Annotated in this window: 8 protein-coding genes and 1 pseudogene; 5 read left to right on the top strand and 4 right to left on the bottom strand. The window is 62.3% G+C overall.

Annotation, left to right across the window (positions count from 1 at the left end; all coding sequences use genetic code 11):
- A pseudogene (locus VF672_RS04705) lies at positions 1 to 196 on the top strand (MFS transporter); the annotation flags it as partial.
- A gap of 135 nt (positions 197 to 331) precedes the next feature.
- Here the strand turns inward: VF672_RS04705 and VF672_RS04700 are convergent.
- The 4 genes from VF672_RS04700 to VF672_RS04685 all read right to left on the bottom strand — a co-directional run bounded on the left by VF672_RS04700 (position 332) and on the right by VF672_RS04685 (position 4,606).
- Positions 332 to 1,645 carry an MFS transporter gene (locus VF672_RS04700; protein WP_331101974.1) on the bottom strand — a complete coding sequence of 438 codons (1,314 nt, stop codon included), beginning with the start codon at positions 1,643 to 1,645 and terminating at the stop codon, positions 332 to 334.
- A 144-nt stretch (positions 1,646 to 1,789) separates the two neighbouring features.
- The gene (locus VF672_RS04695; RefSeq protein WP_331101972.1) at positions 1,790 to 2,437 is read right to left on the bottom strand and encodes an N-carbamoylsarcosine amidohydrolase; all 648 of its coding nucleotides are present in this window, start codon (positions 2,435 to 2,437) and stop codon (positions 1,790 to 1,792) included.
- Positions 2,438 to 2,642: 205 nt separating this feature from the next.
- Positions 2,643 to 3,461 carry an alpha/beta hydrolase gene (locus VF672_RS04690; protein ID WP_331101971.1) on the bottom strand — a complete coding sequence of 273 codons (819 nt, stop codon included), beginning with the start codon at positions 3,459 to 3,461 and terminating at the stop codon, positions 2,643 to 2,645.
- Positions 3,458 to 4,606 carry an FAD-dependent monooxygenase gene (locus VF672_RS04685; RefSeq protein ID WP_331101968.1) on the bottom strand — a complete coding sequence of 383 codons (1,149 nt, stop codon included), beginning with the start codon at positions 4,604 to 4,606 and terminating at the stop codon, positions 3,458 to 3,460. The genes VF672_RS04690 and VF672_RS04685 overlap by 4 nt, the downstream gene beginning before the upstream one ends.
- Positions 4,607 to 4,947: 341 nt before the next feature.
- Between VF672_RS04685 and VF672_RS04680 the strand changes: the two genes are divergently transcribed.
- The 4 genes from VF672_RS04680 to VF672_RS04665 all read left to right on the top strand — a co-directional run bounded on the left by VF672_RS04680 (position 4,948) and on the right by VF672_RS04665 (position 11,099).
- On the top strand, positions 4,948 to 5,997 hold the full coding sequence (locus VF672_RS04680; RefSeq protein WP_331101966.1) for a 2,5-dihydroxypyridine 5,6-dioxygenase: 1,050 nt from the start codon (positions 4,948 to 4,950) through the stop codon (positions 5,995 to 5,997).
- A 288-nt stretch (positions 5,998 to 6,285) separates the two neighbouring features.
- Positions 6,286 to 6,744, top strand: a complete 459-nt coding sequence (locus VF672_RS04675) for a MarR family winged helix-turn-helix transcriptional regulator (RefSeq protein ID WP_331101964.1) — start codon at positions 6,286 to 6,288, stop codon at positions 6,742 to 6,744.
- 258 nt (positions 6,745 to 7,002) lie between these two features.
- Positions 7,003 to 7,521: a (2Fe-2S)-binding protein gene (locus tag VF672_RS04670; protein ID WP_331101962.1), complete on the top strand. Its 519-nt coding sequence runs from the start codon at positions 7,003 to 7,005 to the stop codon at positions 7,519 to 7,521.
- Positions 7,518 to 11,099: a molybdopterin cofactor-binding domain-containing protein gene (locus tag VF672_RS04665; RefSeq protein ID WP_331101960.1), complete on the top strand. Its 3,582-nt coding sequence runs from the start codon at positions 7,518 to 7,520 to the stop codon at positions 11,097 to 11,099. The genes VF672_RS04670 and VF672_RS04665 overlap by 4 nt, the downstream gene beginning before the upstream one ends.
- Positions 11,100 to 11,434: the final 335 nt, after the last annotated feature.

The raw sequence follows: 11,434 nt of genomic DNA, 5'->3' as shown, positions 1-11,434 counted from the left end.
GGGTCGCGCGGCGGCGACAGGTTTCGCGTTGGCCTGCTCGCTGGCGAACATCGCCGGGCTGGTGAGCAACTCGATGATGGGCATCGCCATCGACGTCACTGGCAGCAGCGCGGGCGCGCTGTGGTTCTTCGCCGGCTGTTTGGTGCTGAGCAGCCTGCTGGTGGTGGCGCTGCCGGCCAAGCTGGTGAATCGGTAAAGCGTCGCGCTCGACCTACATCCTGTAGGAGCCGGCTTGCTGGCGAACCCGTTGGTTCAGTTAATAAAATGTTGACTGAACCACCGCGGTCGCCAGCAAGCCGGCTCCTACAGGATGTAGGTCGAGCGCGACGCCTTACCGATTCACCAGCTTCGCCGGCAGCGCCACCACCAGCAGGCTGCTCAAAATCAGGCACCCGGCAAAGAACCACAACGCCCCGGCGCTGCTGCCAGTGACGTCGATGGCGATGCCCATCATCGAGTTGCTCACCAGCCCGGCGATGTTCGCCAGCGAGCAGGCCAACGCGAAACCTGTCGCCGCCGCGCGACCCTTGAGGAATGTGGCCGGCAGGCTGAAGAACACCGGCACCGCGCCAATGATCGCGGCCGAAGCGACGGCAAACAGAGCGACGGTCGCGACCACGTTATGGGTGAAGAACGGGCTGGCGGCCATGGCCACCGCGCCAATCCAGAAGGGCACGATGATGTGCCAGCGACGTTCGCGTCGACGGTCGGAGCTGGCGCCGATCATCAGCATGCCGATCAGCGCGGCCACGCTCGGCAACGCCGTCAACACGCCGATGTGAAACGTGTCGGTGACGCCGGCGTTCTTGATGAACGTCGGCATCCAGAAGCCCATGGCGTAGGCGCTGAGCAGGATCGAGAAGTCGATGCCGCCGAGCATCCACACTTTCAGGTTGAAGAACCCGTCGCGAAAGCTGTGCTTGCTGTCCTTGCCTTCGGCATCGTCCAGGCGCAGCTCGCCTTCCAGCAAGGCTTGTTCGGCGCTGTTCAACCACTTGGCTTGTTTGGGGTTGTTCGGCAACGCCCAAAACGTCATCACCCCCAGCAGCACGCTTGGAATGCCTTCGATCAGGAACAACCACTGCCAGCCGCGCAGCCCGGCAGCCTGATCGAAGTGGCTCATGATCCAGCCCGACAGCGGTCCGCCAATGACGCTGGACAGCGGCAGACCGATCATGAACAGCGCGATGATCCGGCCACGGCGGTAAGTCGGGAACCAGGTGGTCAGGTAGAACAGCACCCCCGGCAGGAAGCCCGCTTCAGCGGCGCCGAGCAGAAAGCGCAGCACGTAAAATTGATTCGGCGTGCTGACGAACAGCATGCAGGACGACAGCAACCCCCAGGTAATCATGATCCGCGCGATCCAGATCTTCGCGCCGACCTTCTCCAGAATCAGGTTGCTCGGCACTTCGAAGAGGATATAGCCGACGAAAAACAACCCGGCGCCCAGCCCGAACGCGGTCTCGCTGAAGTGCAACTGGTCGAGCATCTGCAGCTTGGCGAAGCCGATGTTGATGCGGTCCAGGTACGCGGCCAGGTAGCAGAAACACAGGAAAGGGATGAGCTTCCAGGTGATCTTGGTGTACAGCGCTTTGATCGGGTCCGCGGCAAGGCTCGCGGGGGTGTCTATGTTCGCTGAGGGCATGGGTGTCTCCTGGCGGTTCTTCGACCGGTAAGCGCGGCGGCGGCTGATTTTGCCTGCGTTTGCGGCGTTGTCATATGGGGGAAAGAAGCTGCAAGCTTCAAGCTGCAAGAGGGGATCGCGTGTTCTTCACGTGCAGCTTGTTGCTCATCGCTTACCGCTTGCCGCTCGCATTTGCTTCATGGCTTCTGGCTTGCCAACCACATCCCCGTACTTGCTGTCGATGTCGAACAGGTTCGCTTCATGGGGATCGGGGTGCCGGTCGCCCACGCATTCGCGCACGACGATGGTGCGAAAACCGTGCTGCACGGCGTCCACCGCGGTGGCCCGGATGCAGCCGCTGGTGGAGCAGCCGGCCAGCACCACGGTGTCGATCCCTTGGGCGTGCAGCATTGATGCCAGCGAGGTGCCGAAGAATGAACTCGCGTACTGCTTGCTGATGACGACCTCTTCAGGCAATGGCTGCACGGCCTCGCAGAACGCGGCCAGCGGATTGCCTTCGACCATGTCCTTCATCACCGGCGCTTTTTTCACCCACATGCCGCCGTCCGCGAAATGCGTGGGGTGGTAGCGAATGTTGGTGTGCACCACTGCGATGCCGTGTTCCCGCGCACAGGCCAGCAGCTCAACACTCTCGGCGACCGCGCTGACCACGCCCGGCGCATACAAAGGCGCGCCGGGTTGGGTGTAGCCCTGCATGAAATCGATCATCAACAAGGCCGGTTTAGCACCAAAACCGATGCGATTGCCCCAGACGCCCTGATAATTGGCGTCGGCGCTTTGTGGGTCAGTCATTGCGTTCTCCTCGGATACGGTTGAAATCGGTATCGCACCTGTGGGAGCGAGCTTGCTCGCGAAGGCGACGGTCCAGATCATGGACATTCACTGGATGGACCGGCCCCTTCGTGAGCAAGCTCACTCCCACAGGTCACCACTGCGACGTGGGCCAGCGCTGCCAGCTTTTACAGAGCGGCCTTACGTCACGCCGGCAGAACTGCCTTCAAACCAGCGGCGTACCCAGAAAATCCCCAAACGCGGCAAAGAACCCTGGCAGGTTGTCCCACGGAATCATGTGCCCGGCGTTTTCCACGCGGGCGATCAGAATGTCGGGCTGCAGCTGTCGGATCTCGGCCTCGTCTTGCGCCTGAATGACGCCCCCGCGTCCGGCGACGATGAGCAGGGCAGGGACCGGAAGGTTCGGCAGGTCTTTATGGAAATCCACATCATGGAAGTCATTGAAGGCACGCACGATGGCGGGCTCGTAACAAGTGTGCAGCCACTCGGCGCGCAGCTGCAGTTGCTCGTCGGTCCATGTCGGGCAGAACGCGCGCATGTCCTCTGCGCTCATGCCCTGTTGCGCCTGACGGATCGAGTCGACGTACCACGGCAACTTGGCGGGGTATTCACGACGGCCCGGTCCGGACACCGGCGGATCGATCAGCACCAGGCTTCCAAGCCCCTGCGGGCAACGAATCGAGGCCCTGACGGCGAAGCGCGCGCCCATCGAGTGGCCGGCCAAGTGATAACTGTCGATGCCCATAGCGGCGGCGAACGCCCCGATGTCGTCGGCGCAGGTGTCGACGCTGTAATTCAGGTCCGGGCCGGTGGAGGACAGCCCGCGACCGCGCGCATCCAGCACGTAGGTGTCGAAGTAATCGCCCAAGCGTTCAGCGACGAAACCCCAGGTGATCGCCGGACTGGTGATGCCCGGGACCAGGATCAGCGCCGGTTTGCCTGCGTGTTTTTCCCCGCCGTAGCGCAGGTAATGCTGGCGAATGCCGTTGGCGTGGACGTTGCCGCCATGAATGAATGTGCTCACGCCGCCACCCCCGATTTCAGCTCCTGGCCGTACAGGTCGTAACCGTAGACCCAGGCCGGGTCTTCCTGGGTGCGCAGCCAGGTGTTGGCGTTGGAAACGGCTTGTACGCGAGACGCACGCTCCTTGCGATTGGCTTCGTAGAGCTGGAACGCGGTGCGGTAGTCGGTGAGGCCGGTTTCCTGAAGGCAGCGCGTGAGCATGGCGGCGTCTTCGATGGCCATGCCGGCGCCCTGGGCCATGTGCGGCTTCATGGGGTGGCAGGCGTCGCCCAGCAATACAAGGCGGCCGCGGCTCCACAGCGGCAGCGGATTGCGGTTGAGCAGCGGCCACTTGGTCACGCTTTCGGTGGACTCGATCAAAGCCTGCACGGTGGGGTGATAACCGGCGAAGGCTTCATACATTTCGTCCCGGCTGCTGTCGACCCAGTTGCCCTCGAAATCCCACGCCGCATGGGGCACGCCAGTCACGTAGTAGTACTCATCACGCTTGCCGGTGGTGTGGTAGACCATCATGTGACGGTCCTCGCTCCACCATTTCACGCAGTTCTCGAATTCCAGGTTGTACTTGGTCAGCACCTCACTGGGGATCAGCGCACGGTGGGCAACCCAGCCGCTGTACAGCGGTTTTTCATGGCCCAGCAGCTCTTCGCGGATCTTCGAATTGATGCCGTCGGCGCCGATCACGATGTTGGCGTCGGCGTGGGTGCCGTCGGCAAAGTTCAGGCGCACGCCGTTATGGCGCTCCTCCAGCGTGGTCAGGCATTTGCTGAAGTGCACACTGCCGGGCGCCAGTGTCGACATTTGCAGGGCGTGCAAATCGCCGCGGTGCACGGTGATGTAGGCCGCGCCGTATTCCTTGAGGGAAAACTCGCCCAGGGCGATGCGCGACAGGTAATCGCCGCTCGCGCCGTCGCGGCTGAACCAGAAGTCCGGGTGCGAACCCATGTCGCTCAGCTGCTGCTCGATCCCCATGCGGCGGAAGATTTTCATGATGTTCGGGCCCATGTGGATCCCGGCACCAATACGCGAAAACTCGGGGGCCTGTTCGTAGATGTCGACGTGGAACCCGGCTTTCTGCAACAGCGTCGCGGCCGCAGCGCCTCCGAGACCGGCTCCGACGATGGCGATTTTTTGCGTGATTGGCATGGCGCGCATTCCTTCGTGTTCGTGAATTCTGCATAACGGCGAGGCGACATTGATCAGTCCCGTCGCGTCGTTTTGAAGTGTATACGCTGATAATTTTAAAAGTGAACCGATATTTCCGGAAACGACCAGCGTTGTCGCAAACAGGTATGTCACCCGTTGCAACCCATATAAATAGAGCTATGTGTACAAGCGTAACAACGTGGCCTGCCTATTGCAGACAGGATAAATTTGATGTCTTATCGCTTTTAATAAGCGTGTACGCTTTAAAAATGCACCGGTCTGATGCGCGGCGCCTTGCAATGGTGCATCCGACCCGTCATCCGCCCATGAGGAGACAAGAGATGCCGGTTAGCGATTGCGAATTGACCCAGATGTTCGAGCACGTGCTGACGTTGTCGAAGGTGGACGCGACCCAAAGTGTCGCCGTGCTCAAGAGCCACTACTCGGATGCGCGCACGGTGCGCGCGGCAATGGACGCGGCTCAGCGTCTGGGCGCGAAGGTGTATGCGGTCGAGCTGCCCTCGTTCAACCACCCCAAGGCCATGGGCAGCGACATGACCGCCTACTGCGGCGACACGGCGCTGACCGGCAACCTTGCGGCGCAACGCGCCCTTGAGGCGGCGGACCTGATCGTCGACACGATGATGCTCCTGCACTCGCCGGAACAGGAGCAGATCCTCAAGACTGGAACGCGAATCCTGCTGGCGGTCGAGCCCCCGGAAGTGCTGGCGCGGATGCTGCCTACGGTGGCAGACAAGCACCGGGTGCTGGCGGCCGAACAGGTGCTCAAGGCCGCTCGGTCCATTCAGGTGAAGTCTCGGGCGGGCAGCGATTTCCGGGCACAGCTGGGGCAGTATCCTTCTGTCACCGAATACGGTTTCGCCGACGAGCCGGGCCGCTGGGACCACTGGCCCAGCGGTTTCCTGTTCTCCTGGCCGGACGAGGAGACCGCCGAAGGCACGCTGGTCATTGATGTTGGCGACATCGTGCTGCCGTTCAAAACCTATTCCCGCGAGCAGATCACGCTGGAGATCGACAAAGGCTTCATCACCAGCATCCACGGCGGATTCGAAGCGGAATACCTGCGCGATTACCTGAAGTACTTCAACGATCCGGAGGTGTACGGCATCTCCCACATCGGTTGGGGCCTGCAGCCCCGCGCTCAATGGACGGCCATGGGCCTGCACGACAAGAACGACGGCATGTGCATGGACGCCCGGGCGTTCTACGGCAATTTCCTGTTCTCAACGGGGCCGAACACCGAAGTCGGCGGCACCCGCAAAACCCCGTGTCACCTGGATATCCCCCTGCGCCGCTGCGACATTTACCTGGACGACCAGGCCGTGGTGCTGGCAGGAGAAGTGGTGGCGCCCGAGGCGTCGAAAGCCTGAGGCGGATCTCCATCCCATTGCAGACCTGTAGGAGCGTGGCTTGTCCCGCGATCTGGCGCGCAGCGGCAGTAAAATGGCCAACGCAGTGCGTCAGTGAACGTGCGGTTTTCAGGTTTTACGACTGCTTCGCAGCCGATCGCGGGACAAGCCACGCGCCTACCGTTGATATCGCGCTATCCCTGCGCGCATGTCAGGCGCAAACAAACGCGCGCGTTCCGAAGATTCCCCTTAACCCTCGCAAACGTTACTGTAGCCGCCACTTTCCAGATCCTGCCGAACGAGCCATCCGTGTCCACTGACAACCCGTCCAATAGCCCTGTGTCGTACACCTTTTCCGAGCAAGTCGGCCATCTGCTGCGCAAGGCCTACCAGCGCCATCTGGCGATCTTCCAGCAGAACGTCGGCGATTCGCAGCTTACGGCGGTGCAGTTCGTGACCCTGTGCGCGTTGCGCGATCACGGCCCCAGTTCGCAGACCGAGCTGGTCAAGGCCACGGCGGTGGATCAGGCGACCATCCGCGGGATCGTCGATCGCCTGAAAGCACGGGACCTCATTAGCCTCGAACCAGACCCGCAGGACCGCCGCAAAGTCATCTGCAGCCTCACCGACAGCGGCTTGCAGCTGGTGCAGGAAACCGTCCCTCGCGCCGCGCAGATTTCCGAACTGACCTTGAGCAAGCTCAATCCCGCCGAGCGCGTGGCCGTGTTGTTTCTGCTGCGCAAGCTGATCGATGAAGGCGATGAATAACACCGCCTGACGCATCCCTTTAGAAGCACGCTTGCCCGCGAACACAATCTGCCCGCGACATTTATGTGCCTGAGCAATGTATTCGCGAGCAAGCTCACTCCCACATGGACAATGTTCATTCCGCCTAATCGCTACGTCGAAACGACCGAACCCACCCAAATAGTCCAACGTCCTACAGCCCTTTCTTCGCTGGCATGCTTCCTGCTCTCTTTTCATGAAGTAATCACTTCATCAAATGCGAGCTACAGCGGGTAACACATGAAGGCTGACACGAGCGAGCCGCGGCGGGCGGCGGAAAAGACCGTCACCTTGAACGTCAACGGTCAGACCACAAGCGTCACGGCAATGCCTGACACGCCGCTGTTACTGATCCTGCGCAACGACCTGCACCTTAATGGCCCCAAATACGGCTGCGGCCTGGGCGAATGCGGCGCCTGCACGGTGATCATCGATGGCGTCGCCGCACGTTCCTGCGTGTTTCCGCTGGCGGGCGCCCAGGGACGGCAGATCACCACGCTGGAAGGCATCGGTTCGCGCAACTGCCTGCATCCGGTGCAGCAAGCGTTCATCGACGAACAGGCCGCGCAATGCGGCTACTGCATGAACGGCATGATCATGACCGCCAAAGCCCTGCTCGACCGCAACCCGCACCCCACTGAAACGCAAATCCGCAACGAACTGTCGGCCAACCTGTGCCGCTGCGGCACGCACCTGGAAATCCTGAGTGCGGTCATGCGTGCCGCGCGCCACCAGCCCAGCCCGGATCCCGTCCAATGACCCAGACTTTGCCCACGCGCGACCAATTGCTCGCTCAAAACGGCGTGCTGCTGATCGTCGGCGACATCCTGCCGCCCTCCGGTCCGGTCGCCAAAGGCGGCACCCCCACGGTCAGGCCCATGGAGCTGGGGCTGTTTATTGCCGTTGATCAAGACAGCCGCGTCTACGCCTTCAATGGCCACGTTGACTTGGGCACCGGCATCCGCACCTCGCTGACGCAGATCGTCGCCGAAGAACTCGACCTGCAGATGGATCAGGTCACGATGATTCTGGGGGACACCGAGCGTGCGCCGAATCAGGGCGCGACCATCGCCAGCGCCACCTTGCAAATATCTGCCATTCCCCTGCGTAATGCCGCCGCCGAAGCGCGGCGCTACCTGCTGCAACAGGCAGCGCAGCGCTGGGCGCTCAGCGTGGAATCGTTGGTCATCGAAAACGGCGTGATCAAATCGCCAGATCATCGTGAACTGGCCTTCGGTCAGCTGCTGGTCGATCAGCACGTCGAGCTGCGTATCTCCGGCAACGCGCCACTCAAGCGTCTGGAAGACTACAAGCTGGTAGGGCAGGGCGCCGCCCGCGTGGACATTCCGGGCAAGGCCACCGGCGAATTGACCTACGTGCACGACATGCGTCTGCCGGACATGCTCCACGGCCGCGTCGTACGCCCGCCTTACGCCGGTTACGACACCGGTGAATTCGTCGGCACCAGCCTGCTGGACGTGGACGAAGCCTCCATCGCGCACATTCCCGGCATCGTTCGCGTGGTGGTGATTGGCGATTTCGTCGGCATCGTCGCAATGCGTGAAGAACAGGCCGCCAAGGCCGCGCGGGAACTCAGCGTCACCTGGAAGCCCTGGCAGCATCATTTGCCGGACATGAGCGACATCGAGCAGGCGCTGCGGGACAACCCGAGCCTGCAGCGGGTGGTGCTGGATCAGGGCAATGTAGAGGGCGCGTTGGCCCAGGCCAGCGAGCGGATGACACGCACCTATCTGTGGCCCTACCAGATTCACGGTTCGATCGGACCTTCCTGCGGACTGGCGGACTACAGCGATGAAGGCATCCGGGTCTGGTCCGGCACGCAGAACCCGCACATGTTGCGCGCCGATCTGGCCTGGTTGCTGGAATACCCCGAAGAGCGGATCGACATCATCCGCATGGAAGCGGCGGGGTGTTACGGGCGTAATTGCGCCGATGATGTCTGCGCCGATGCGGTGTTGCTATCCCGGGCAGTGGGCCGGCCGGTGCGCGTGCAACTGACCCGCGAACAGGAACATGCCTGGGAGCCCAAAGGCACCGCGCAATTGATGGAAGTGGACGGAGGGTTAAACGCCGATGGCGGCATCGCCGGATATGACTTCAGCACGCGCTATCCATCGAACAACTCGCCGACCCTGGCCTTGCTGCTGACCGGGCGCGTGGAGCCGGTGGCGACGATGTTTGAAATGGGCGATCGCACCTCGATCCCGCCGTATGACATCGAACACATGCGCGTCACCATCCATGACATGGCGCCGATTGTGCGGGCGTCCTGGATGCGCGGCGTGTCGGCGCTGCCCAATACTTTCGCCCACGAATCCTACATCGACGAGTTGGCTTTCGCGGCCGGCGTCGACCCGGTCGAGTACCGCCTGCGCTATCTGCACGACGAGCGCGCCGCGGAGCTGGTTCGCGCCACCGCCGCCCGGGCTGACTGGACGCCGCGCACCCAACCCATGCAGATCCCCGAGGAAGACGGGGTGTTGCGCGGGCGTGGTTTTGCCTACGCGCGCTACATCCACAGCAAGTTTCCCGGTTTCGGCGCGGCGTGGGCGGCGTGGGTCACCGATGTGGCGATCGACAAGCACACCGGCGATGTGTCCGTGACCCGCGTGGTAATCGGCCATGATGCCGGCATGATGGTCAACCCGGCGGGGGTGCAGCATCAGATTCATGGCAACGTCATCCAGTCCACCAGTCGCGTGCTCAAGGAACGGGTGACGTTCGAGGAGTCCACGGTGGCGAGCAAGGAGTGGGGCGGATACCCGATTCTGACGTTCCCGGAGGTCCCGAAAGTCGACGTCATGATGATGCCGCGCCAAGCGGAGCCGCCCATGGGGGCGGGGGAATCGGCTTCGGTGCCGAGTGCGGCGGCCATTGCCAACGCCGTGTACGACGCCACCGGAATTCGCTTTCGCGAACTGCCTATCACCGCCGAGCGCATTCTTGCTGCGCTGAACAGCGCTGGCGTGGAATCCAATAGCCAACCGCCGCAATCGCCAAAAGCCAAACGCTCTAAGTGGCTGTTCGGTTCGTTGTTTGCTGCGTTCGGTGCGTTGCTGGGCATGGCTGCGACCGCTTTGCCCTGGCGTGCGGAAATTGCGCCGATCACGCCGCCTGCAGCGGGCACTTGGTCCTCGGCGACCCTGGAACGCGGACGTTTACTGGCAGCGGTCGGCGACTGCGCGGTGTGCCACACCGCCCCGAATGGCCTCAGCAATGCCGGCGGGCTGGCGATGCAGACGCCTTTCGGCACGCTCTACAGCAGCAACATCACGCCGGACCCGGAAACCGGCATTGGCAACTGGTCCTATCCGGCGTTTGAACGGGCGATGCGTGACGGCATCAGTCGTGATGGCAAACACCTTTATCCGGCGTTTCCCTACACCGCGTTCAGAAATATCGAGGACGCCGACATGCAGGCGCTGTACGCCTACTTGATGTCGCAGACCCCGGTCATACAACGCCAGCCCTCCAACGACTTGCGCTTCCCGTTCAACCAGCGCCCGCTCATGGCCGGCTGGAACGCGCTGTACCTGCGCAAAGGCGAGGTGCAAACGCAGCCGCAGCAGAGCGCGCAATGGAATCGCGGGCAGTACCTGGTCAACGGTCTGGGGCATTGTGCAGCCTGCCATTCGCCCCGTGACCTGCTGGGCGCGGAGAAGGGCGGCGCGTCGTTTTTGGCGGGCGGCACGGTGGATGGCTGGGAAGCGCCGGCGCTCAACGGCCTGTCGAAAGCGCCGACGCCCTGGACCGAGGATCAATTGTTCCATTACCTGAGCACCGGGTATTCCGATGCCCACGGTGTCGCGGCGGGGCCGATGGGGCCAGTGGTGTCAGAACTGGCGAAACTGCCCAAGAGCGACGTGCGGGCCATTGCGGTGTATCTGGCGGCGCTGAATGAACCGGCTTCCGCCAGCCCTGATACCACTGCCGCGACCGTGAACCGGTCGGCAGACGCCGCTCGCGTTTCGGCCGCGTCATTGAGCAATGGCCAGCGCGTGTTCGAAGGCTCTTGCCAGGGGTGTCATGCCGACGGTCTGGGGCCGACGCTGTTTGGGGTCAGTCCTTCGCTGGCGACCAACACGAACGTGCACAGCGCACTGCCGGACAACCTGATCAAAGTGATTCAACAAGGGATCGACACGCCGGCAACGGCAGATCTGGGCTACATGCCGGCCTTCAAGGACAGCCTGTCCGATACCCAGATCAGCGACCTCGCCGCGTACCTGCGCAGCCGTTTTGCGCCGAATGAACCGCAGTGGGCGGGGTTGAAAGACAGGGTTGCGTACTTCAAGGCCAATCCAGGCACCCATTGAATTCACCCCGCACAGTGTGTCCGCACGCTCAGGTTGGCAGGGTTGCACGGACCTGTAGGAGCCGGCTTGCTGGCGAACCCGTTGTACGGCCTCAACATTGTCATCGCTGACCCGCCGCATTCGCCAGCAAGCCGGCTCCTACAAATGATGGATGTGCTTGGGATTTGAGGTGTTCCGGGAGGAACGAACTGACATTTACCGAGCGGCTTATGACCAAGGCGGAGTTTTAGCCGACACCTTATCGACCTGTAGGAGCCGGCTTGCTGGCGAACCCGTTGTACGGCCTCAACATTGTCATCGCTGACCCGCCGCATTCGCCAGCAAGCCGGCTCCTA

Origin of the sequence: Pseudomonas sp., assembly GCF_036387035.1 — a bacterium.
Taxonomy (GTDB): Bacteria; Pseudomonadota; Gammaproteobacteria; order Pseudomonadales; family Pseudomonadaceae; genus Aquipseudomonas.
This window is presented reverse-complemented; position numbering and strand designations above follow the sequence as displayed.